The sequence below is a fragment of the Hymenobacter convexus genome (assembly GCF_030580955.1).
GTDB lineage: Bacteria > Bacteroidota > Bacteroidia > Cytophagales > Hymenobacteraceae > Hymenobacter.
In genome coordinates this window covers 158463-180150 of record NZ_JAUQON010000004.1, presented here as the reverse complement: position 1 = coordinate 180150, position 21688 = coordinate 158463, and the positions used below count along the sequence as shown (strand labels likewise).

The following is a 21688-nucleotide window of genomic DNA, read 5'->3' as shown; positions in this document are numbered from 1 at the left end:
CGCGGGCAAAGGCCGGGCGTGGGGAGGGTGGGCGGCTCGTCGGAGGCCGACCGATTCCCAAAATGAAGAGGAATTGGAGTGAGGTGCGCTTGCTTCGCGGAGACAGCCGAGGCGCGGGGCTTTGCCCGACGCGGCCGGGCAGCGGGCTGCTCCGACGGCGGCCCTGGTTTCAACAAAGGTACAACACACAAACCCGTTTGTCGGTTTGGGCCTAATTGAATGAAGGGCTGCAGTACCGCTCAACCTCGCGTACTGGCCAATTTTGCTGATAATTGGCCGGAATACCACCTTTTACCAACTGGCGTCCCCTGACAATCATGTCACTAAAAATCGAAATTTTGCCTTCGACTCCGCGTTTAACGACGGTTTTATTCGATTTGGACGATACCCTATTCGACCACATTGCCACGGCACGGGCCTCGCTGCGGGCCAGCGCAGCCCCCTTGCCGTTCTTCCAGACCGTCGATTTTGAGCCATTTTATCAACTCTACAGCGAATTGCTGGAAGAATACCACGCCCTGCTAATGGCAGGCCGCTACTCCTATGACGAGGCCCGTCGCCTGCGCTTCGAGCGCCTGCTAACGCCGTACTGGCCAGCCGCTACGCCTGGGGAAGTCGACGATTTTGTGCGAGCCAATCAACTTCACTACCCGCTGATGCGCCAGCCTGTGACCGGGGCGCGGGCCCTCCTGCAGGCGCTTAAGCCCGATTATCGCATTGGCATTGTGACGAATAACCGCACGGCCGAGCAGGAGGAGAAACTGGCCTTCCTGGGCATGACAGACTTGGTAGATGCCCTCGTAACCTCCGAAGAAGTGGGCGTGCCCAAGCCCGACGCGCAAATTTTCGAGGTTGCGATGCAGCGTCTGGGCGCCCGCCCCAGTGAAACCGTTTTGGTGGGCGACAACTGGCGGGCCGATGTGCTGGGGGCGCTGGCCGTGGGCATTCGGCCGGTGTGGGTCAACCGGCTGGGGGCGGCGCGGCCCTTGCCTCACGTGGCGGAAATCAGCACCTTTGAGCCATTGGAGGACGCATTGCGTAAAATCATTGATGCCGAGGACTAGAAATAGTAGATGCCATCTGGCGCGTCATGTCGAGCTTGCCGAGACATCTCGCGTGCAGTAGCAATCCAATCAAATAGAAATAGTGGTGGCACGCGAGATGTCTCGGCAAGCCCGACATGACGTTCTTTCGCCGGCTCATTCAAACAACTCAGACCCTTCCAACTCCCCCTTTTCATCATGCAGATTATCGAGCGCTGCCGCGTTTTCGACGGCCATTACAAAGTCAATCAACTCATTGTGCAGGACGGCGAGCACCGGCTCCGGCGCGAGCAGTTTGCGCCCGGCAAGGCGGTAGCCGCGCTGGTTTACGACACGGACCGGCAGGTGTACGTGCTCACCCGCCAGTTCCGCGTCGGTCCGGAGGCGGAGCTGCTGGAAATTGCCGCCGGCATGATTGACAAGGGCGAAGCGCCCGAAACGGCCGTGCGCCGCGAGATTCACGAAGAGTTGGGCTACGAAATCGACAAGCTGGAAGAAATTGTGTGCATCTGGCCCTCGCCGGGCACCAGCTCGGAGGAAATCACGGTGTATTATGCCGAAGTGAGCCACCGCCCTGGCGCCGGGGGCGGGCTATTGGAGGAAAACGAAAACATTGAAATGGTAGAGCTCAGCTGGGAAGCGCTGCTGGCTACGCCCCTGCGCGACGCCAAGACGGTGATAGCCGTGCAGTGGGTGCGGCTGCGGCGGTAGTTCTGAACTCAGACCGATGCACTGTAGCTGAGACTAACTGTTGCAGGCTTTCTGCAGAATTTTGCTAATTGTCAGTTCATTAAAAGAGTATATCAGGGTAGCGGCTTCGGCCAGGCATTGCTTCATCTCTGCAACAGTTCCAGCTTCTTTCCGATAGAAAATCCCCCCATCTGTAATGAGAGCTTCCATGACCTCGATTTTAAAGCCTGATTCCGGCGTGATTTCAGTGTCAGGATACCAGCCAACATCGAGATAGAATTCTAGTACTCCGTGAATGGAATACTTTATACACGTCACATCCTGTGTCAGATGAAACCATTGGTCTTCCAGAGAAACTCCCTCTTCCAGGCATAAATCTTTCTGGGGAATTCCGTCAAATATCTCTACACCAAAGTAATTCATTTTCTGGCTGAAAGTGACGAGGAGAAATTTTGCCACGGCGTCATTGTTTCGGCATTCAGTAAGAGCGCCTCGGCCAGCGGGCTGACGGGCAAATCCACGAAGCGCACGCCGTAGTGCAGTTCCACCGGGTTTTCGTGCTCGCGGCTGCCGAAGCGGATGACGCGGCGCAGGCGCTGGGCGTTGCGCCAGTCGCGCAGGGCCACGGCGTTGCCGAAGGCGAAGGCATTGGCCGGGATGCTGTAGCCCAGAATCAGGGGGCCGCTGTCGACGTCGCCCTCGCTGGTTTCGTAGCTGCCTTTGCGCTCACGGTAGAGCCGGATGACGCCGAAATTGGTGCTGAAATGCTGCTGGTAAAGCCGGTATTGCTCGGCGGCGAAGGCAGGGGCGAAGCGGTAGAGGAAGCTGATGCTCCAACCCAGGTGGGAGCCACGCGGCTCCTCGGCGGCGTGGAAGCGGGTGCGGGGCTTAGAGAGGAGCAGGCCGGTGGCCGAATCGGTGAGGTGCTGGCGGGCGTAGGCCACCCATTGCCGGCAAAAGGCGCGGTAAGGGCTGCCCGTCAGGTCGCTGTGCAGCTGTAGTGAGGCCAGGGCCACGGTGTTGTCGGGCACCCACACGCCGCCGGTGTAGGATTCGAGGCAATGGTTGGGCGCGGCGGCGAGGCGCCGGCAAAGCGTGGCCGAAAGGGAGTCGTGCAGCGCCCGGTAAGGCGAGGCCGAGTCGAGCAGGCGGTGGCAGCCCAGCATCAGGTTGAGGTGGCCGAGATAAAGCACGGAGGTCACAGAGTCGGCAGCGGCGGCGGATTCAGGGTTGCGGAAGGCCTGCGCGATGGTGCCCGTCAGCATTCGGCCGATGGCCAGCCGGGTATACTGCGCGGCTTCGGGCCGGAAGCTGCTATCGAGCTGCGCCATGTTAGTGAATGCATAGGCCGCGTACGACATCGAAAACAAAGACCATTCGGCGTTGCCCAGCGCAGCTAGTTCCGTGGATTCGCTTTCAGGGGTGCTCACGATGCGCGCCAGGTAATTCGCCTTGCGGCGCAGGTTGGATTCGGCCGGGTAGCGGTAGGCTGGGAAACTGAATAGGCTCCACAACAACAGCAACAGTAGCGTTATCAATACCTTTTTGCGCTTCATGGAGCATCAAGCGTGAGAAACGCCCGGTTATTGTTTGCGAGTGGGGTATAAAAGAAAGGGGCGACACCTGCCGCCGCAAGTGTCGCCCCTTCAGAGACGCTGCAAATGAGTTACTGCGCGGCCGGCAGCGTCAGGGTGTAGTCGAAGGTTTGGTAGAGCTTGGCGTCGCGGATGCTCACGTTGAGCTCCTGCGGGGCCATTTTGGGGAAGGGAATGAGGCGCTGGGCCTGGTAGAGGTCGCGGCCGAAGAAGCGGCCGGCGCCGGGGGCCAGGGTTTGGGCCAGTACTTCCTTGCCGGCTTTGTCGGTGACGGTGAGGGTGAGGTTGGACAGCTCGGCGCCTTTCGGGCCCTGGCGGTGGATGGTGACGAGCAGCGCGCCCCCGGGCGGAATGGCGGCCAGGCGGCGCTGGTAGGTGGTATCGGCCCAGTCCTTGAGCTTGCGCAGGGCGTCGATTTCGGTGAGCATGTCGGCGTAGGAGCGGTAGCCGAGGCGGGTGAAGGAGCCGTCGACTTCCTGCTCCTCATCGGTGTTTTTGGTCACGTTTTGCACGTAGGGCGACACGGCGTCGCGCTGGGCAAAGGTGTAGCGCTTGCGGCCTTTGGCGGCTTTGCCCGTGGGCTGCGCTACCGCAGCGGCCGTGCACAGGCACAGAAAAATCAGGGGTAGAAAACGACGAATCGCGGAGGAAAAAGGATGCATCAGGGTGGAAGTGCAAATAGAAATAAGGAAATGAAAATGGGGGCTGAATTCCAGCTATTTGAACCAACAAATAAACGGGTTGCGACGCAGAATACGGCATTTCAATGGCGGCCTCTCCCGGCTGCGTCGGGGCGGGCCGGATGCTTGACGCAAGCGTAACCCGGCCGTAATCAAGGCATCACAAGGCCCGCCGAACTTTGAGAGCAGGATTTTCACGCGCTTTAACATTAGCCTGCTATGTACTTCCCGGCCTTGATTTCGGGGCTGCGCCGTTTGGGGCGCTGGCTCGTGTATGAATTGTTTCAACTGGCGCTGTGGGGCGCGTTTTTGCTGCACACGCTGGGCAGCCTGCGCTCGGCGCTGGGCGGCGGGGGCGGGCTGGGCCGGCGGCGGCCGGGGCCGGCCATTCGGCCGCGCCGCAGCGCCGGTCCCGCGCGGGGTGGCCGGTTCACACAAGTAGCGGGCGCATGAGGACGGCCCCCACGGCATTGGCCGGAATCAGCGAAATAACCCCGACGGCCCGGCCCAAAGCCCGCCGCAAGCGCCGGGTGCAGGTGGCCGTCATCAGCGACGTGCACCTGGGCACCTACGGCTGCCACGCCACCGAACTGCTGCGCTACCTCAAGAGCATTCGGCCGCAGGTGCTGGTGCTGAATGGCGACATCGTGGACATCTGGCAGTTCAGCAAAAACTACTGGCCGCCGGCCCACATGCGGGTGGTGCGCTACCTGGCCGGCCTGGCCGCCAAAGGCGTTCGGATTCATTACCTAACCGGCAACCACGACGAGCTGCTGCGCAAGTTTGCGGGCCTGAAGCTGGGCCATTTTCGCCTGGCCAACAAAGTGGTGCTCGACCTGCCGCACGGCCGCACCTGGCTGTTTCACGGTGATGTGTTCGACGTGACCATGCGCCATTCGCGCTGGCTGGCCAAGCTCGGCGGCCACGGCTACGATTTGCTGATTCTCATCAACCGTTTCGTGAACTACGGCCTGAGCAAGCTGGGCCGGCCCCGCGTGGCCCTTAGCAAGCTGGTGAAAGAGCGTGTGAAAACCGCCGTGGCCGCCGTGAGCAACTTTGAGGAGACGGCTGCCGCCATCGCCGCCGATGAAGGCTACCGCTACGTGGCCTGCGGGCACATTCACCAGCCCGAAATCAAAACCCTGCACACGCCTAAAGGAGAGGTAATTTACTTAAATTCGGGCGATTGGGTCGAAAACCTGACCGCGCTGGAATACACCCCCGAAGCTGCCTGGCAGCTGTACTATTACAACGAAGACCCGGCCATGCAGCTAAGCACCGAAGCGGAAGCGGCCGATGCGGCCGAAGTACTGGCCGACGCCAACCCGGCCGCCTTGCTGGAAGGGCTGCTGGCCGAGTTTAAGATTAGGGCATAAACGCAACTGTTGAACAACAAACGAACGTCCTGCTTATCTGGCGTCCGCGCAGCCGAAGCATCTCTAATGCGCAACTAATCCCAATTGAAAGGAAAACTACTGCGGTAGAGATGCTTCGACTGCGCGGACGCCAGATAAGCAGGACGTTTGGAAATGCATAAAATCAATGTCCCGAATACTTTATGCCATCCAGGGCACCGGCAACGGCCACCTGAGCCGCGCCCTGGATGTGGTGCCGCTGCTGCAAAGCCGCTGCGAACGGCTTGATATCCTGCTTAGCGGCCCGCCCGCCGATTTGCCCCTGCCTTTCGAGGTGCAGCACAAGGCCCAGGGTATGGGCTTCGTGTTTGGCAAGAAGGGCGGCATCAACTTCGTGAAAACGTTCGCGCAGTTCAACTCGCTGAAGTTTGTGCACGAGGTGCGCCACCTGCTGGTGGAAGATTATGATTTGGTTATCAGTGATTTTGAGCCCGTGAGCAGCTGGGCCTGCAAAATGCGCCAGGTGCCCTGTGTGGCCCTCAGCCACCAAAGCGCCGTGCTGCACCCCGCCGCCCCGCGTCCCGCCCGCGAAGACCCGGCCGGCCGCGCCGTGCTGAAGCACTACGCGCCGAGCACGGCGCAGTATGGCTTTCACTTTCAGGCCTATGCGCCGGGCATTGCCACGCCCGTCATCCGGCAGCAGGTGCGCGAGCTAAGCCCCGCGAACGATGGGCATTACACGGTGTACCTGCCGGCGTTCGAGGAGAAAATTCTGGTGGAGCGCCTGCAATACCTAAGCCGCGTCGTCCGCTGGGAGGTATTCAGCAAGCACAGCCGGGTACCGGCCCAATACGGCAACGTGCGGGTGTGGCCGGTGAGCGGCCCGGCGTTTCTGGATAGCTTGGCCCGCTCGGCCGGCGTGCTCTGCGGCGCCGGATTCGAAACGCCCGCCGAAGCGCTTTATCTGGGCAAAAAGCTGCTCGTGGTGCCCATGAAGCAGCAATATGAGCAGCAATGCAACGCCGCCGCGCTGGCCAAAATGGGCGTGCCCGTCATCAAAAACTTCAAAGACAAAAACCTGGACAAGGTGGACCAGTGGCTGCACCGCGACGAAATAATATCCGTTGATTACCCCGACCATACCGCCAACGTATTGGATAAGCTGCTACACGAGCAACTGCCGGGCGGCGCAGGACGACAATTGAACAGTGTGTTCAATAATAAGCATGACGTTCCGTATGTATAACTAACGCTTCTGTCTGCGTTAACCCTTTTTAAGAAACGCCCCTTCCGTGCCCCGCGCATGATTAAACTACCACCCAGCTATTCTGAGCCGCTGCCCGCCGCTTTCTACCCGGCCTCGGCCCCGCTGCCGTTTTCCCGCCCCGATTTTGGCGCGGATTTTCGGTGGGGGGCCTCGGCGGCGGCCTACCAGACGGAAGGCGCCTGGCAGCACCAAGGCAAGGGCCCTAGCATCTGGGACGATTTTACGCGCCGCAAGGGCGCCATCCGTCGCAACGAGCACGGGCGCGTGGCCGCCGATTTTTACAACCGTTACGAAACCGACCTCGACCTGGCCGCGGGCATGGGCCTGACCGATTTTCGCTTCTCGACGGCCTGGGCGCGCGTGCTGCCCGAAGGCACCGGCGCCGTAAACCGCCGCGGCCTTGACTACTATGACCGGCTGGTAGACGCCTGCCTGGAGCGCGACCTGCGGCCCATGCTCACGCTCTACCACTGGGACCTGCCCAGCGCCCTGCAGGCCAAAGGCGGCTGGACCAACCGCAGCATTGTGGGCTGGTTCGCTGATTATGCCCAACTAATGGCCCGCCGCCTTGGCGACCGGGTGCCGCACTGGGCGGTGATAAACGAGCCGATGGTATTTGTGGGCGCCGGCCACTTGCTGGGCATTCACGCGCCGGGGCGGCGGCACCTGGGGGCGTTTCTGGCGGCTGCCCACCACGCCACGCTGGCCCAGGCCGAAGGGGGCCGGGCCCTGCGCGCCCTGCTGCCTGGTTCGGCTGAAATCGGTACCACGTTTTCGTGTTCCTACCTTACGCCGCACCGCCCCGGCAACCGCTACGACGAAGCCGCTACCCGCCGCGCCGACGCCGTGCTGAACCGCTTTTTTGCGGAGCCTACCCTCGGCCTGGGCTACCCCACGGCCGAACTGCCGGCCCTGGGCTGGCTGCTGGAGCGCTACCAAAAGCCCGGCGACGAACAGCGCATGGCCTTTGATTTCGACTTCTGGGGCATCCAGAATTACACCCGTGAGGTGGTAAGATTTTCGCCCTGGCTGCCGCTGCAATGGGCTGCGCTAGTGCCCGCCAAGCTGCGCAACGTACCCTACACCGACATGGGCTGGGAAGTCTATCCCGAGTCGATTTACCAAATGTTGAAACAGTACGGCGCTTATCCAAATGCGCCAAAACTGCTGGTAACTGAAAGTGGCTCAGCGTTCCCAGATGTGGCAACGCAAGGCCGGGTGCACGATGCCGCCCGCCGGGCTTACCTGGAAGCAGCCATCGGCCAAGTCCTGCGGGCCAGGCGCGAAGGCGTGAATGTAGGCGGCTATTTTGCCTGGAGCCTCACCGATAATTTCGAATGGGCCGAGGGCTACGGCCCGCGTTTTGGCCTTATCCACGTCGACTACGAAACCCAGGAGCGAATTTTAAAGGATTCGGGGCGTTGGTACAAGAGGTTTCTGGGCGGCGCTTTGGTAGCCGCAGCACAGCAAAGAACCGTAGCGGAGCAATTGTAGCGTGGACGCTGCGAGTCCGCGCATCGTCCGGCCGTCATCCGCCTATGCGCGGACTCGCAGCGTCCACGCTACATCACAGCAGCATATCCCGGCAGCTCAGAAACTTCTCAATCAGTAGTTCCGGCTGCTGCTCGTCAAACTCACCAAACCCCAGCACGAAAGCCGGCATGGGCTGCACAAATTTGATGGCCGCATTCACGGCGTCGAGGTAGAGGCGAAGGCGGCTTTTGTCGCCCCCAGCGGCAGCAAATTCGGCGTCCCAGCGCAATAATTCCGGGTCTTTGCGCACCAGAAACGGAATGACGAAGGGAATGAAGCGGCCGAAAATCGGATTCTCGTCGGTAGTGAGGCGGGTATCGGGCCAGATGTGGAATTCAGCGAACGAGGCTGGCGGCACCGTCACGAAAGAAGCCTTTTCCACCGTCATTTCCGCGAACAGCTCAAGGCGGTTGGGCTGGGCGTAGAATTGCGCGTAGGCCGCGTACCACACCGTGAGGCCGGCCGGGTTTACTAATTGGTAAGGGTGGAACGTGCTGGCAATGCCGAGGCCGCCGTGGTTGCCGATGACGAGGTTGTACAGCGCGCCAAACTTCGTTAAATCATCGGATTGCCGATAGGGCTGGTTGGTGAGGCCGTAGAGGTAGAAGCTGGCGAAATCGTTGAGGGACGGGCCGGTGGGCGAGGCGGGAGGGATAGTATCGGACACAGAAAACAGCGCGGGTGAGAGGAGATGAGCCGATGGAAAAGCGGCTTTGTAGACTGCAAACCTACTTCGCAGCCCGCAACTTGGCTCCGCGTCGGGCGGCCTCGTGCTACATTCGGCCTCCTGAAATTTCGCGTCTCGCCCATGCTCCTCACCATCTCCACCACCTACCAGCCCGCCACCGACCTGGGCTATCTGCTGCACAAGAATCCCGCACGCCTGCAGAGCATCGAAGTAGCCGGCGGCCAGGCCCACGTCTTCTACCCCGAAGCCACCGCCGAGCGCTGCACCGCCGCCCTGCTGCTCGACCTCGACCCAATCGGCCTCGTGCGCGGCCGGGCCGGCGCATCCGGCGAAGGCTTTGCCCTGGAGCAATACGTGAACGACCGGCCCTACGTGGCCTCGTCCTTCCTGAGCGCGGCCCTGAGCAAAGCCTTCGGCACGGCCATGAACGGCACCTGCAAAGACAAGCCGGACCTGCCCGCCCAGGCCCTGCCGCTGGCTGTGAAAGTGGCCGTAGTCTCCGCGCCCGGCCCCGACTGGCCGCGCCGCCTCTTCGAGCCGCTGGGCTACGAGGTCGAAACCGAAACCACCCCGCTCGACCCCACCGTGCAGGAGTGGGGCGACAGCCGCTACTACACCCTGCACCTGCGCCACGCCGGTCTTCGCCTGCAGGACGTGCTCACGCACCTTTACGTCCTGCTCCCGGTGCTCGACAACGACAAGCACTACTACATCGGCGAGCACGAGGCCGAGAAACTGCTGCACCGCGGCGGCGACTGGCTGCCCCAGCACCCGGAGCGCGGCTTCATCACGCGGCGGTACCTGCGCTACCTGGCGGCGTATGTGAACCCGACGCTGGAGCGGCTGATGGAGGGGGAAGAGGTCAGTAGGGTGGACTCTGCGAGTCCGCGCATGGATGAGGAAGCAAGCGGAGCCGTAGAAACTGCGCAGCCGCAAATGGCACAACCAAGTGATACAATGCGCGGACTCGCAGAGTCCACGCTACAGCCCAAATCGTCCCTCCACGACCAGCGCCTCCAGCAAGTCGCCCACGAAATCTACCAACTCGCCCCCAAGCGCGTACTCGACCTAGGCTGCGGCGAAGGCAAACTGCTGCGGCTGCTCCTGCGCCAGCCCAAAATCGAGTACATCCTCGGCATGGACGTGTCGCACCAGGCGCTGGCCCGCGCCGCCCAGCGCCTGCACCTCGACGAGATGCCCCCGCGCCAGCGCACCCGCCTCGACCTCATCCAGGGTTCGCTGCTCTACCGCGACGACCGCCTCGCCGGCTTCGACGCGGCGGCCCTGGTCGAAGTCATCGAGCACCTCGACCCCAACCGCCTCGCCGCGCTCGAAGCCGTGGTGTTCGGCCAGGCCCGCCCGGCGCACGTCTTCGTCACCACCCCCAACGCCGATTACAACCAGCTCTTCGAAAAGCTAAACGTCGGCGAATTCCGCCACGACGACCACCGCTTCGAATGGTCCCGCGCCGAGTTCGCGGCCTGGGCCACCGCCGTGGCTGAGCGGCACGGGTATCAGGTGCGCCTCGTGGGGATGGGAGAGGAGGTGGAAGGCGTCGGCGCGCCCTCGCAGATGGCGGTGTTTGGATTATCTGAACAAAATCAATTTGCTAGCCAAAGCCATTAACACTCAAATCTGTCAGCTTCCTCTGCGTAATGTTGGCGTTTATTCCCCAATAATAGCTGCCACCATCCATAACAATGGAGTAATCAGATTCATAATCAATTCTACTGTCGTTGAAGTAGATATAATTGTTTATTCTGTCAATAATATTATATCTATTCCAGTGGAAGTTGACATGAATTATTTTATCACCATTCTTATCGATAAAGCCAACATATTGCCTGAAATACTTTGGCAGATTCCTATGCAGGACTGGATTGCCAGCCTGCTGGTTTGGTCGCCGTTTGTTTATAGTCTTTAATTGATGGCGCAATAAGTTTTCCGCAATTTCCACCTCTGCCAATGAGGGAGTGAATCTTTGGACTGAGTCAATAGCAGACACAAATAAAAGTAGGAAAGGGTATTCCTTGGTAAATATGGCTCCTTTGAAGTTCGGCCCTTTTACTCCAATTAGTGTCTGATTCTTTGTTTGAACCGCTTGAATAGATGGTTTTCGTTCAGATAGTTGAGTTTTACAGGATGTGAAACCGATACACACCCAAAAGAAAGCAGTTAACAAATTTTTCATATTGCCAAGATGCCAAGCCATGTGAATTTTCACATGATGTTGCCTGAAATATCCTTTCCAATGCCCCAAGATACCCTCAAGGTCCCCGAACTCTCCCTTATTATTCTCATTGGCAGCACGGGCGCGGGCAAGTCCACGTTTGCGCGGCGCTTGTTCAAGCCCACGGAAATCGTGTCGTCGGATGCCTGCCGGGGCCTGGTGGCCGACGATGAAAACGACCAATCGGCCAGCAAAGACGCGTTTGAGCTGCTGCACTACCTGGTGGCCAAGCGCCTGAAGCGCGGGCTGCTCACCGTGGTCGATGCCACCAACGTGCAGGAGGAAGGCCGCAAGCCCCTGGTGGCCTTGGCCCGCCAATACCACGTGCTGCCCGTGGCGATAGTGCTCGACGTGCCCGATGCCGTGGCCCAGGAGCGCAACGCCCAGCGCCCCGACCGCCGCCACCTGGGCCGGCACGTCATCGCCAGCCACCGCCAGCAGCTGCGCCGCAGCCTGCGCAACCTCAAGCAGGAGGGCTTCCGGCACATTCACCACCTGCGCAACGTGGGCGAAATCGACGCCATCCAGTCCATCACCCGCGACCGCCTCTACAACAACCGCCAAGAGGAAACCGGCCCCTTCGACATCATCGGCGACGTGCACGGCTGCTACGAGGAGCTGCGCGCGCTGCTGGAGAAACTGGGGTATCAGATTACGGAAGAGCCGATTACGGACGTGCGGGATTTGGGCGTGCGGGTGATGGCACCGTTGGTGTGTAGAGACGCGACACTTCGCGTCTCCTCGTTGAACGATTCGCCAAACAACGATTCCGACGGCGCGGACGCCGAGACGCGAAGTGTCGCGTCTCTACAAACGGCAGATGGGCCGCACCGCAAAGCCATCTTCCTCGGCGACCTCGTGGACCGCGGGCCCGCCTCCCCGCAGGTCCTGCGTCTGGTGATGAGCATGGTGCGCGACGGCAGCGCCCTCTGCGTGCCCGGCAACCACGACATCAAGCTCCTGCGCCACCTCAACGGCAAAAACGTCACCATCAACCACGGCCTGGCCGAAACCCTGGCCCAGCTCGAACCCGAGCCCGAAGCTTTCAAGAGCGAAGTGCGGCGCTTCCTCGACGGCCTAGTGAGCCACTACGTGCTCGACGGCGGCAAGCTGGTCGTGGCCCACGCCGGCCTCACCGAGGAGATGCAGGGGCGCGGCTCGGGGGCCGTGCGGGCCTTCGCGCTGTTTGGCGAAAGCACCGGCGAGATTGACGAATTCGGCCTGCCCGTGCGCTACGAGTGGGCCCGCGAGTACAGGGGCCGCGCCATGGTCGCCTTCGGTCACACGCCCGTGCCCGAGGCCGAATGGCTCAACAACACCATCGACCTCGACACCGGCTGCGTGTTCGGCGGCCGCCTCACCGCCCTGCGCTATCCCGAGCGCGAGCTCGTGGCCGTGCCCGCCGCGCAGGTCTATTGTGAACCGGCCAGGCCGCTCAACTACCGCCGCAGTAACGCGGACAGTAGCGCGGACTCTGTAGTCCGCGTCCCCGGCGGAAACCCGAACGATGAGAACGGCGCGGAGACGCGGACTACAGAGTCCGCGCTACAGTCCGCCCAGCACGAAAACGACGACCTGCTCGACATCCGCGACGTAACCGGCAAGCAGTTCATCGAAACCCGGCTGATGCGCGGCGTCACCATCCGCGAAGACAACGCCGTGGCCGCCCTGGAGGTGATGTCGCGCTTCGCCCTGCACCCCAAATGGCTGCTGTACCTGCCGCCCACCATGTCGCCGACCGAAACCTCGGCCCTGCCCGACCTGCTCGAACACCCCGCCGAAGCCTTCGACTACTACCAGCGCCTCGGCATAGAGCGCGTGGTGTGCGAAGAAAAGCACATGGGCAGCCGCGTGGTGGTGGTGCTGGGCCGCGACGAAGCCGCCATCCAGCGCCGCCTCGGCCTCGTGGGCGAGGGCATCGGCAAGTGCTACACCCGCACCGGCCGCAACTTCTTCACCGATGCCACCCTCGAAACCGCCTTCCTCGCCCGCCTGCGCGACGCCCTGAGCACCGCCGGCTTCTGGGAGAAATTCGACACCGACTGGGTTTGCCTCGATGCCGAGCTGCTGCCCTGGTCGGCCAAAGCCCAGGAGTTGGTCAAAACCCAGTACGCCGCCGTGGCCGCCGCCGCCCTCGCCGCCCTGCCCCAGGTCGAAGCCGCCCTCACCGACGCCGCCGCCCGCCAGCTCGACGGCGCCGAAGCCCTGCTGGCCCGCACCACCGCCCGCCACCAGGCCGCCGCCCATTACGCCGACGCCTACCGCCGCTACTGCTGGCCCGTGCACTCCCTCGACGACCTCAAGCTGGCGCCCTTCCATCTACTAGCCACCGAAGGCAAGACCTACTTCGACCGCGACCATGCCTGGCACATGGAAACCCTGCGCACCCTCGCCCTGGCCGACCCTGGCCTGCTCCGCGCCACGCCCTACCGCGTCGTCCCCCTCACCAACCCCGCCGAAGTCGAAGCCGCCATCCAGTGGTGGACCGACCTCACCGCCGCCGGGGGCGAAGGCATGGTGGTGAAGCCCTACGACTTCATCCCCCAGGGCAAAGGCGGCCTGCTCCAGCCCGCCCTCAAGTGCCGGGGCCGCGAGTACCTGCGCATCATCTACGGCCCCGATTACCTGCTGCCCGGCCACCTCGACCGGCTCCGCCAGCGCAACGTGAAAGCCAAGCGCAACCTCGCCCTGCGCGAGTTCGCCCTCGGCGTCGAGGGCCTCGAACGCTTCGTGGCCGGCCAGCCCCTGCGCCGCGTGCACCAGTGCGTCTTCGGCGTCCTAGCGCTGGAAAGCGAGGCGGTGGACCCGCGGCTGTAGTATTACAGTGATGAAGAGCTTGCAACAATAACTTTTTCTGCCAAAAACTTGATTAATGGAAGTTCTAGCTCTATTAAATACGTACCCTCTTTTGAATAAGGGATATACCTGTCATTCCTTTCGTGCCTATCAGAGGAATGTACTAGGGCATTTCTAATAGCTTTAATTATTTTGGCGACATTGCCAATTGTATGACTAGTCTTGAGAGATGTTGCAGTTATTTCAACACCAAATACCGTTCTACTTGCTGTATAAACCTTTTTTTCTAAGAAGCCCTCATATTCTTTTATAAAGTCTATGATTTCCTCTTCATCAATAAATTTTTTCAGAACGCTCTTCAGCATTTCAGTTTCATCATTTTCCCTTTTGTGGTTAACCACATCCTGAATGATTTTGTCAAGATGAGACGGATTCGTCTTAAATTTTAAATCATTGATTTTTCGTGTTAGACTATTATATAGCACTTCGTCAGATACAGACAGGTAGAAATATTCTAGTATTTGATAGAATGCAAGGTATTTAAGCGCAGGAATATCGGTGCCAGTAGCTTGTTGATAAAATCTGACTAGTGTAGAATTAGCTCTGAATTTAGGCAAGGGCAAATTTCTGCCATTGTGAAAGGTGCCATATTCAAAATCTCTAGGCTCCTTTCGTTTTCTTCTTCTCCTGAGAGGCCATTCTTCAAGCAACTCAATAGGGTTTTCCTTTAGCGATGAAAGTGTGAATATGCAACTGTCAATAAGGTGATTTGATTTTTGTAATGCAGCGTTAATACTGTCTTCGTTTAAATTGAAAACTTTTATTGTGAGTGGTCGATAAAGAGATTCTTTCAACTCTACATGAGATTCCGGCCTCCGAACACCGCCTCTATGTCTTAAAGGGCCATCAAAGCACATCTCCAGATACTTATCCTCGAATCTGAAGTAGTTTATGAAAGTGTCAGAGCATGGCGAAACCTTAACATATATTTCTTGCGAGCCATCCTCTGATATTTTATCGTCCCCAAACATGAATTCCCAAAATCTCGGCCCCATTAGCCTAGCTCTTGGATGTATGTTAGTAACGATTTGTTCTCTATAATTCTTGCTAATTATACTGCATTCAGACGGTTTTGTCTCAAAGCTATTTCTTGTATTCGATAATTCAACATACGACTCAATATCTTCCTTGCTAATCTTAAGTGGGTCTGAGCGAAAGTTAAAGAAAAGCTCCTCTCCATGTTCGTCACTTAACTCTAATCCTGCCTTTATATAGCCTTGCTTCAATTGTTCCTTGGCCTCAATGAAATCCATTTTATTTCTGAATTAAAAGTTGAATGATTTATTGTGAACGGTGTCTACCCAGTTCCTTCGATAAACATACGGTACATACGTTGAAACTAAGTCATTTCAGCGCCTGTCGCTACTCCCGCATTTCCCGTCAACTTCCCAACGCCGCTATTCAACCCGTTTCCCTTCACCCTTATCCACCAGCGTGCGCTCAATGCGCCGGTCGGGGATGAGCCACATCAGCGCCACGGCCACGTAGATGCCGCCCGCCACCCACGGGTTCCAGAAGCTGGCTGCGATGCCCGCCACGTAGAGCGGGGGCGACGACCGGCCCTTGAAGTCGCGCCCAATGGCGCGGGCCAGCGTTGAATGCGGCCCTTCGATGGCAATGATGCAGTTCTGGAGCACGAAATAGGCCACGCCGGCCATGAGCAATATCACGCCATACACGGCCAGCGTGGCGGGGGCGAAGTGGTTCTCGCCCATCCAGCCCGTGGCGAAGGGCACCAGCGACAGCCAGAACAGTAGGTGCAGGTTGGCCCACAGGATGCCACCGGAAACCTTGCTCGTGCTGGCCAGCATCATATGATGGTTGTTCCAGTAGATACCGATGTAGACGAAGCTCAACAAGTAGCTGAGTGCCACGGGCAGCAGCGGGCGCAGGGCCGCGAAATCGGCCCCATGCGGCACCTTTATTTCCAGCACCATGATGGTGAGAATGATGGCCAGCACGCCATCGCTGAAAGCTTCGAGTCGTCCTTTGTGCATGCGGGGGAGGCGCCGGGGCGCCAGAGAGCGAAGGGTGAAGCGCTAAAGTAGCGTCCTGCGGTGGCTCTTGTTACCTTCATTGTAGAACGTCATGCCGAGCGCAGCCGAAACATCTCGCGTGCCACCACCAATTCAATCGTTTTACAATTTTGATTAGCATCACTAGCGAGATGCTTCGGCTGCGCTCAGCATGACGTTCTTTTGAAATCCCAGCTGCCCTTTCCCATGCATTCTCGCATCCAAACCGCACTCACATCCCTCGAAGCCACCCATGGCATCCGCATCCTTTACGCCTGCGAGTCGGGCAGCCGCGCCTGGGGCTTCGCTTCGCCCAATTCGGATTTTGACGTCCGCTTTATCTACTGCCACCCGCCGGCCTGGTACCTCACGCTTGACGAGGGGCGCGATACCCTCAACTTTCCCATTGATGACGAGCTGGACCTGGCCGGCTGGGAATTGCGCAAAGCTCTGCGCCTGTTGCGCGCCTCCAACGCCGCCCTGTTTGAGTGGCTGCAATCGCCGGTTGTCTACCATGAAGCCTTGGGTTTTCGGGCGCGGCTTTCGGCGCTTATGCCTTCTGCTTTCAATCGGAAAGCCGGCCTGCACCACTACCTGGGCCAGCTTCGACACGGGGTTGAGGAAGACCTGACCAGCGAGGAAATCCGCCTGAAACGCCTGTTCTACGCCCTGCGCTCGGCCCTTGCCGCCCGCTGGATTCGGGAACGGCCCACCCTGCCGCCCATGGAGTTTGCGCCGCTGCGGGAGCTGCTGCCTATTGCTTTGCAGGCCGATGTAGACGAACTATTGACCCGCAAAGCCACGGCCAACGAGAAAACCCAGGTGCCTAATCCAACCGCGCTGGTGGCGTTTCTACAAGCCGAGCTGGCGGCCGGCCAGGCGGCCCGCGAAACGTTGCCGGTGTTGCGGCCCGGCAACGTGGCCAGCGAGTTGGATGTGGTCTTTCAGGCCCTGATTAGCGAGGCATTTGCTGAAAACGAATAAGTAGAATGATGACCATTGCGGACTTGCGTAGCCAGGGGCTAATTATTTTCGAAGCCATCAGCGGCAGCCGGGCTTACGGTACTAATTTGCCCCATTCGGACACCGACCTGAAAGGCGTTTTCATCCTGCCGGAATCCCAATTCTTTGGGCTGGATTACATTCCGCAAATAGCCAATGAGACTAATGATGAGGTGTTCTATGAACTGCGCCGATTTGTAGAATTGCTGCTGAAAAATAATCCCACCGTACTAGAATTATTAGGTACGCCGGCCGATTGCGTTATTTACCAACACCCGCTCTTCGAGCAGTTTCAAGCCGCTGATTTTCTCTCCAAGCTTTGCCGCCAGAGTTTTGCTGAATACGCCGTGGCGCAAATTCGCAAAGCCAAGGGCCTGAACAAGAAAATTAACCACCCGGAGCCGCCAGCCCGCAAATCGGTGCTCGATTTCTGCTACGTGACGGCGGGGGCGGGCGCTCAGCCAGTAGCGGCCTGGCTGGCCCGTCGGGGCTACGAAATGGCCCAGTGTGGCCTGGCCAATGTGCCGCACCTCAACGATTTATACGCCCTGTTTGTCGATGCCACGCCGGACTGTTTGCACGGCTACCGTGGGCTGGTACGCGACGCCGAAACCTCGCAGGATGTGCAGTTATCGGCCGTGCCGAAAGGGGAGGAGCCAGTGGCGTATTTGTCGTTCAATCGCAATGGCTACAGCACTTACTGCCGCGTATTTCGTGAATATTGGGAATGGGTGGACAAACGCAACACCGAACGCTACCAGAATACCGTGCAGCACGGTAAAAATTACGACGCGAAAAACATGCTGCACGTATTTCGCCTCCTGCAAATGGCCGAGGAAATAGCGGCAAGCGGCGAATTAAATGTGCGACGCTCTAACCGGGAATTTTTACTGCAAATCCGGCGCGGCAAATTTGAATACGAAGCGCTGGTGGCCGAAGCAGAGAAGCTGGTGCAACAGGTGGACCTCGCATTTGCCAATTCCCGTTTGCCCGATGCACCGGATAGGGCGGCCGCAGAATTGCTGTTGCGTCGGGTACGGCATCAGTTTTACCAAACGACCTGATTAACCGGCAACTGCCGGCTTAATTCTTAGTGGTCAGCAAGGTGCTGAGACCCAGCGGGGCTACCACCATAGCTTCGCCTTTGGGGCCCGTGGTGACCGTGATGGGGGTGAAGTGGTTCTGGTAATACCAGAAAAAGCGGTTGGAAATTGGCTGCGGATGTTCGGCGTACGATTTCTCCACCAAGGCTTTGGTGCGCTGAATAAACTGCACAAAATCGACCGGTTTTTCCGGGCTAATGCGGCAAATATTAACCAGGCCTTTGTTGGGAATTGCCACCACGGCTCCCCATTTGCCCACTAGTTCCGGCGAATTATTCGCCAGGTCGAGGGCATAGCTGCCGGCGTAGTCTTCGTTGCCGAGAAAGCTCATTTCGATGCTGCCGCCGGTGACGTCGAACGACTTGGTGATTTTTTGAATTGGCTGCTTGTTAACGTTTCGCTGGGCAATTTGAAAAACCTCGGCGGCCGATTTATTCCATGAGTTGAAAAGGGCTTTGGAAATGGGCGTGAAAGCGCCTGGCAAGTCCAGCATCAGCATGGTGTAAGTTCCTTCCAGGTCGGTTTTGGCAACGAAATTGTCGATGCCTCCGCGTTGCGCCACGGTTTGCTGAGAATAAATACGCAAGCTAAAATACTTCGCGGCGGTATCGAAATTCTGAACGTTCAGATGGGCCTGCTTATGAACAGAGGCAAACAAGTTGGTGAAATGGTCCTGTATTACGTTGTTCCACTGGCTTTTATCGGGAGCGGCGAGACACTTGGCGATTAGATTATCGAGGTTTAACGTGCCTTGGCTCCTGCCTTGAAGTTCTACCGCTCCATCTTTTACCTGCTTCACAGGATATTCCTTGGCAATGGCAGCAACCGATAAATCGACGATTTGCTTGTAATCGTCTTTACTGATACTGGTTTTGTACGCTTTGGGAACGGTGTAGCTGATGGTTTGTGCCCGAGCGCTGCCCAGGCAAAATAGCATAATCAGGAAAGTAAATAGTGATTTCATGAAAAACGAAAGGGGATATAAAATGCGTGTTGGTTTAAGTCTGCCGTAATCAGGCGAGGCCCGGAGTAAATCTACTAATTTGCATCAATGCACGACTCCCTTCCTACCGCTGCCCGCGCCGCCCTGCTGGGCCTGGCCGTGGGCGACGCCCTCGGCGTCCCCGTAGAGTTTTTGTCCCGTGTCGCTCGCCGCCAAGACCCCGTGACCGGGATGCGCGCTTATGGCACGCACCGCCAGCCCGCCGGCACTTGGTCCGATGACTCCTCGCTCACCTTCTGCCTGGCCGAAACGTTGGCCCAACCCGGCGGACGGAACGGGATGCCTGACCTGGTTGATTTCGCCCAGCGCAGCATCAATTGGTTGTACCAATCCTACTGGACCGCCACTGGTGAAACCTTCGATGTTGGCAATGCCACCCGCACCGCCATCGGCCGCCTGCAACGCGGAATTGAGCCTATTAAAGCCGGCCCAAATTCCGAGTCCGACAACGGCAACGGGGCACTCATGCGCATTCTCCCCTTGGCTTTTCATGAAATCTGGCGAGCTGAAAACCTGGATTTGAGTGCTGCCTGGGCGCTTACGGAAGCCGTTGCCAGTGTCACGCATGGGCACCCGCGCTCCACGCTGGGCTGCTTTTTATACCTGCTGGTGGCACGGGGGCTGCTGGTCGGTTTGGCTCCGGCTGAAGCCTATCACCAAGCCAGAGCCGAAGGGTATAACTGGCTTCAAACTTTCGCAAAAGGACCGATTTTCTATGAGTGGCCCAAATACGGCGCAGTGCTTCACGGAACTCTCCCTGACCGACCAGAAAGCGCCATCTCCTCCTCCGGCTACGTTGTCGACACCCTGGAGGCGGCCCTGTGGTGCCTGCTCCGGCACGATACCTACGCCGCTACAGTGCTAGCCGCCGTGAACCTGGGCGACGATACCGATACTACCGGCGCCGTAGCCGGCGGTTTGGCCGGGTTGGCGTATGGCGAAGCCGCTATTCCGGCCGAGTGGCTGGCCGTGCTGGCCCGTCGGGCCGATGTTGAGGACCTGGCCGCGCGGCTGGCGCAGCCAAGCTAAGCTAAGCGGTTAGCTGCGCCGACCGAACGAGTACCCCGAAGCACAGCTTTGGAGTACTCTTTTTGACTCTACCGCTTCTGAAAATCCGTCACTAGCAATTGCTCGTCGCAAAAGCCGTATTCAGCCGGCACGTTGGAACTGAGTAGCAGCGTGCGGCCCGCGCGGGTGGCCTGCACGTGCTCCTGGTACCAGGCTACGCCGGTGGCGTCGAGGTTGGTGGTGGGCTCGTCGAGCAGGAGCAGGGGGGCCTCGGCGTACAGAGCCAGGCCTAGCTTCAGGCGCTGCTTCATACCCGACGAAAACTCGCGCACCAGCTGGTGGCGGCCCTTTTCGAGGTACATTATCGCAATGAGCTTGTCGAGCGATACGCCGGCTTGCAGCGGCTTGAACCGGGTGTGAAATTGCAGCAGCTCCAGCAGCGTCAGTTCCTCCAGCAGCTCTAGGTAAGGCGCGGCGTAGGCCAGGTGTTGGGGCACGTCTTCCACGGCCACCGGCCGGCCGGCCAGCGCATAGCTTAGCGTGCCCTCGGTGGGTAGCAGCTGGCCCGAAATAGTATTAAGCAGCGTGCTTTTGCCGGCGCCGTTGGGCCCGAGCACAGCCGTGGCGCTGCCCGGCCGGAACACCCGCGTGAGCTCCCGAAAAATCCAGTCGCGCTGAAAGCGCTTTCCCAGGCCGTTGGCTTCAATTAACAATGGGCAATGAGCAATGAACAATGAGCAATGGTCAATGAGCAGTCAAAACCTGATTGCTCATTGACCATTGCCCATTGAAGTTATTCGCCTTCCTCCTCGTCGCGCTTGCGCTTGCTGGGGCCTTTGATGATGCCGCGCGACGCCGCCCGGATGAAATCGACAGCAAAGTCACGCTCGGCCGAAACCGGAACTTCCGTAACAATGCGGACCAGGGCTTCCTGGGTGTTCAGCCCGCCGAGGTACAGCACGCGGTAGAGGTGCTGAATGGTGTTCACCTGCTCGTCGTCGTAGCCGCGGCGGCGCAGGCCCACCGAGTTGATGCCGGCGTAGGTAAGGGGTTCGCGGGCGGCCTTCACGTAGGGCGGCACGTCTTTGCGCACCAGCGAGCCGCCGCCCACGAAGGCGTGCGCCCCAATGCTCACGAACTGCTGCACCAGGGTGCCACCGCCCACAATGGCCCAGTCGCCGATGGTGACGTGCCCGGCAATCTGGGTAGCGCCCGAAATCACGCAGTGGTCGCCGATGGTGCAGTCGTGGGCCACGTGCACGTAGGCCTGGAGCAGGCAATGGGCGCCCACGCGGGTTTCGCCGCGGTCCACGGTGCCGCGGTTCACGGTCACGTACTCCCGCACCACGGTATAGTCGCCTATATGGGCCGTGGTTTTCTCGCCGGCAAATTTCAAATCCTGCGGAATACCCGCCACCACGGCGCCCGGAAATATCTGGCAGTGCGCCCCGATGCGCGCCCCGTTCATGATGGTAACGTTGGGCCCAATCCAAGTGCCTTCCCCGATTTCCACATCCGCCGCGATGGTCGTAAACGGGTCAACGGTGACGCCCTCCGCCAGGCGGGCATCGGGGTGAATATAGGCGAGGGGGGAAAGCATAAATACAGTTAACAGTTAGT

At 59.3% G+C, this 21688-nt stretch carries 21 protein-coding genes; 11 read left to right on the top strand and 10 right to left on the bottom strand.

Annotated features, from left to right (window positions below):
- Nucleotides 1-317: 317 nt before the first annotated feature.
- Nucleotides 318-1064 carry an HAD family hydrolase gene (locus Q4S41_RS09985; protein ID WP_305030967.1) on the top strand — a complete coding sequence of 249 codons (747 nt, stop codon included), beginning with the start codon at nt 318-320 and terminating at the stop codon, nt 1062-1064.
- A gap of 177 nt (nt 1065-1241) precedes the next feature.
- The gene (locus Q4S41_RS09980; RefSeq protein ID WP_305030966.1) at nt 1242-1754 is read left to right on the top strand and encodes an NUDIX domain-containing protein; all 513 of its coding nucleotides are present in this window, start codon (nt 1242-1244) and stop codon (nt 1752-1754) included.
- Nucleotides 1755-1787: 33 nt separating this feature from the next.
- On the opposite strand, the gene Q4S41_RS09975 is transcribed toward Q4S41_RS09980, so the two are convergent.
- The 3 genes from Q4S41_RS09975 to Q4S41_RS09965 all read right to left on the bottom strand — a co-directional run bounded on the left by Q4S41_RS09975 (nt 1788) and on the right by Q4S41_RS09965 (nt 3990).
- Nucleotides 1788-2156, bottom strand: a complete 369-nt coding sequence (locus tag Q4S41_RS09975; RefSeq protein WP_305030965.1) for a hypothetical protein — start codon at nt 2154-2156, stop codon at nt 1788-1790.
- Nucleotides 2153-3289, bottom strand: a complete 1137-nt coding sequence (locus Q4S41_RS09970) for a hypothetical protein (RefSeq protein ID WP_305030964.1) — start codon at nt 3287-3289, stop codon at nt 2153-2155. The genes Q4S41_RS09975 and Q4S41_RS09970 overlap by 4 nt, the downstream gene beginning before the upstream one ends.
- Nucleotides 3290-3399: 110 nt before the next feature.
- Nucleotides 3400-3990 carry a hypothetical protein gene (locus Q4S41_RS09965; RefSeq protein ID WP_305030963.1) on the bottom strand — a complete coding sequence of 197 codons (591 nt, stop codon included), beginning with the start codon at nt 3988-3990 and terminating at the stop codon, nt 3400-3402.
- A 237-nt stretch (nt 3991-4227) separates the two neighbouring features.
- Here Q4S41_RS09965 and Q4S41_RS09960 point away from each other — a divergent pair, with 237 nt between their 5' ends.
- From Q4S41_RS09960 to Q4S41_RS09945, 4 genes are all read left to right on the top strand, one after another.
- Entirely contained in the window at nt 4228-4461 is a 234-nt protein-coding gene (locus Q4S41_RS09960) for a hypothetical protein (RefSeq protein WP_305030962.1), read from the top strand.
- Nucleotides 4458-5384 (top strand): UDP-2,3-diacylglucosamine diphosphatase, encoded by a 927-nt coding sequence (locus Q4S41_RS09955; RefSeq protein ID WP_305030961.1) that lies wholly within the window; start codon nt 4458-4460, stop codon nt 5382-5384. The genes Q4S41_RS09960 and Q4S41_RS09955 overlap by 4 nt, the downstream gene beginning before the upstream one ends.
- A 166-nt stretch (nt 5385-5550) precedes the next feature.
- Entirely contained in the window at nt 5551-6609 is a 1059-nt protein-coding gene (locus tag Q4S41_RS09950; protein WP_305030960.1) for a glycosyltransferase family protein, read from the top strand.
- Between the two features lie 57 nt (nt 6610-6666).
- Entirely contained in the window at nt 6667-8124 is a 1458-nt protein-coding gene (locus tag Q4S41_RS09945) for a GH1 family beta-glucosidase (RefSeq protein WP_305030959.1), read from the top strand.
- A gap of 73 nt (nt 8125-8197) precedes the next feature.
- On the opposite strand, the gene Q4S41_RS09940 is transcribed toward Q4S41_RS09945, so the two are convergent.
- Nucleotides 8198-8830, bottom strand: a complete 633-nt coding sequence (locus Q4S41_RS09940) for a hypothetical protein (RefSeq protein ID WP_305030958.1) — start codon at nt 8828-8830, stop codon at nt 8198-8200.
- Nucleotides 8831-8971: 141 nt separating this feature from the next.
- Here Q4S41_RS09940 and Q4S41_RS09935 point away from each other — a divergent pair, with 141 nt between their 5' ends.
- A complete protein-coding gene (locus Q4S41_RS09935) occupies nt 8972-10477 on the top strand; it encodes a 3' terminal RNA ribose 2'-O-methyltransferase Hen1 (protein ID WP_305030957.1) in 1506 nt (501 codons plus the stop codon).
- Here Q4S41_RS09935 and Q4S41_RS09930 read toward each other — a convergent pair.
- On the bottom strand, nt 10461-11042 hold the full coding sequence (locus Q4S41_RS09930; RefSeq protein ID WP_305030956.1) for a hypothetical protein: 582 nt from the start codon (nt 11040-11042) through the stop codon (nt 10461-10463). The genes Q4S41_RS09935 and Q4S41_RS09930 overlap by 17 nt on opposite strands.
- Nucleotides 11043-11102: 60 nt before the next feature.
- On the opposite strand from Q4S41_RS09930, the gene Q4S41_RS09925 reads away from it, so the two are divergent.
- Nucleotides 11103-13898, top strand: coding sequence for a polynucleotide kinase-phosphatase (locus Q4S41_RS09925; protein ID WP_305030955.1), 2796 nt, complete (start codon nt 11103-11105; stop codon nt 13896-13898).
- A gap of 2 nt (nt 13899-13900) precedes the next feature.
- Here the strand turns inward: Q4S41_RS09925 and Q4S41_RS09920 are convergent, their stop codons facing one another.
- Together Q4S41_RS09920 and Q4S41_RS09915 are read right to left on the bottom strand one after the other, a co-directional pair.
- Nucleotides 13901-15190, bottom strand: a complete 1290-nt coding sequence (locus Q4S41_RS09920) for a hypothetical protein (RefSeq protein WP_305030954.1) — start codon at nt 15188-15190, stop codon at nt 13901-13903.
- A 144-nt stretch (nt 15191-15334) separates the two neighbouring features.
- Nucleotides 15335-15934: a TMEM175 family protein gene (locus Q4S41_RS09915; protein ID WP_305030953.1), complete on the bottom strand. Its 600-nt coding sequence runs from the start codon at nt 15932-15934 to the stop codon at nt 15335-15337.
- Nucleotides 15935-16159: 225 nt separating this feature from the next.
- Between Q4S41_RS09915 and Q4S41_RS09910 the strand changes: the two genes are divergently transcribed.
- Together Q4S41_RS09910 and Q4S41_RS09905 are read left to right on the top strand one after the other, a co-directional pair.
- A complete protein-coding gene (locus Q4S41_RS09910) occupies nt 16160-16936 on the top strand; it encodes a nucleotidyltransferase domain-containing protein (protein ID WP_305030952.1) in 777 nt (258 codons plus the stop codon).
- A gap of 5 nt (nt 16937-16941) precedes the next feature.
- Nucleotides 16942-18018: a DNA polymerase beta superfamily protein gene (locus Q4S41_RS09905; protein ID WP_305030951.1), complete on the top strand. Its 1077-nt coding sequence runs from the start codon at nt 16942-16944 to the stop codon at nt 18016-18018.
- A gap of 19 nt (nt 18019-18037) precedes the next feature.
- On the opposite strand, the gene Q4S41_RS09900 is transcribed toward Q4S41_RS09905, so the two are convergent.
- A complete protein-coding gene (locus tag Q4S41_RS09900) occupies nt 18038-19021 on the bottom strand; it encodes a hypothetical protein (protein WP_305030950.1) in 984 nt (327 codons plus the stop codon).
- Between the two features lie 87 nt (nt 19022-19108).
- Between Q4S41_RS09900 and Q4S41_RS09895 the strand changes: the two genes are divergently transcribed.
- On the top strand, nt 19109-20089 hold the full coding sequence (locus Q4S41_RS09895; protein ID WP_305030949.1) for an ADP-ribosylglycohydrolase family protein: 981 nt from the start codon (nt 19109-19111) through the stop codon (nt 20087-20089).
- Between the two features lie 68 nt (nt 20090-20157).
- On the opposite strand, the gene Q4S41_RS09890 is transcribed toward Q4S41_RS09895, so the two are convergent.
- Together Q4S41_RS09890 and lpxA are read right to left on the bottom strand one after the other, a co-directional pair.
- A complete protein-coding gene (locus Q4S41_RS09890; RefSeq protein ID WP_305030948.1) occupies nt 20158-20781 on the bottom strand; it encodes an ABC transporter ATP-binding protein in 624 nt (207 codons plus the stop codon).
- Nucleotides 20782-20861: 80 nt separating this feature from the next.
- Nucleotides 20862-21668, bottom strand: coding sequence for an acyl-ACP--UDP-N-acetylglucosamine O-acyltransferase (gene lpxA / locus Q4S41_RS09885; RefSeq protein WP_305030947.1), 807 nt, complete (start codon nt 21666-21668; stop codon nt 20862-20864).
- Nucleotides 21669-21688 lie beyond the last annotated feature (20 nt).

Bases quoted from the DNA above. Each gene is read 5' to 3' on its own strand.
- Q4S41_RS09985 (WP_305030967.1), top strand. From the start codon at position 318: ATGTCACTAAAAATCGAAATTTTGCCTTCGACTCCGCGTTTAACGACG.
- Q4S41_RS09980 (WP_305030966.1), top strand. From the start codon at position 1,242: ATGCAGATTATCGAGCGCTGCCGCGTTTTCGACGGCCATTACAAAGTC.
- Q4S41_RS09975 (WP_305030965.1), bottom strand. From the start codon at position 2,156: ATGAATTACTTTGGTGTAGAGATATTTGACGGAATTCCCCAGAAAGAT.
- Q4S41_RS09970 (WP_305030964.1), bottom strand. From the start codon at position 3,289: ATGAAGCGCAAAAAGGTATTGATAACGCTACTGTTGCTGTTGTTGTGG.
- Q4S41_RS09965 (WP_305030963.1), bottom strand. From the start codon at position 3,990: ATGCATCCTTTTTCCTCCGCGATTCGTCGTTTTCTACCCCTGATTTTT.
- Q4S41_RS09960 (WP_305030962.1), top strand. From the start codon at position 4,228: ATGTACTTCCCGGCCTTGATTTCGGGGCTGCGCCGTTTGGGGCGCTGG.
- Q4S41_RS09955 (WP_305030961.1), top strand. From the start codon at position 4,458: ATGAGGACGGCCCCCACGGCATTGGCCGGAATCAGCGAAATAACCCCG.
- Q4S41_RS09950 (WP_305030960.1), top strand. From the start codon at position 5,551: ATGTCCCGAATACTTTATGCCATCCAGGGCACCGGCAACGGCCACCTG.
- Q4S41_RS09945 (WP_305030959.1), top strand. From the start codon at position 6,667: ATGATTAAACTACCACCCAGCTATTCTGAGCCGCTGCCCGCCGCTTTC.
- Q4S41_RS09935 (WP_305030957.1), top strand. From the start codon at position 8,972: ATGCTCCTCACCATCTCCACCACCTACCAGCCCGCCACCGACCTGGGC.
- Q4S41_RS09930 (WP_305030956.1), bottom strand. From the start codon at position 11,042: ATGAAAAATTTGTTAACTGCTTTCTTTTGGGTGTGTATCGGTTTCACA.
- Q4S41_RS09925 (WP_305030955.1), top strand. From the start codon at position 11,103: ATGCCCCAAGATACCCTCAAGGTCCCCGAACTCTCCCTTATTATTCTC.
- Q4S41_RS09920 (WP_305030954.1), bottom strand. From the start codon at position 15,190: ATGGATTTCATTGAGGCCAAGGAACAATTGAAGCAAGGCTATATAAAG.
- Q4S41_RS09915 (WP_305030953.1), bottom strand. From the start codon at position 15,934: ATGCACAAAGGACGACTCGAAGCTTTCAGCGATGGCGTGCTGGCCATC.
- Q4S41_RS09910 (WP_305030952.1), top strand. From the start codon at position 16,160: ATGCATTCTCGCATCCAAACCGCACTCACATCCCTCGAAGCCACCCAT.
- Q4S41_RS09905 (WP_305030951.1), top strand. From the start codon at position 16,942: ATGATGACCATTGCGGACTTGCGTAGCCAGGGGCTAATTATTTTCGAA.
- Q4S41_RS09900 (WP_305030950.1), bottom strand. From the start codon at position 19,021: ATGAAATCACTATTTACTTTCCTGATTATGCTATTTTGCCTGGGCAGC.
- Q4S41_RS09895 (WP_305030949.1), top strand. From the start codon at position 19,109: ATGCACGACTCCCTTCCTACCGCTGCCCGCGCCGCCCTGCTGGGCCTG.
- lpxA (WP_305030947.1), bottom strand. From the start codon at position 21,668: ATGCTTTCCCCCCTCGCCTATATTCACCCCGATGCCCGCCTGGCGGAG.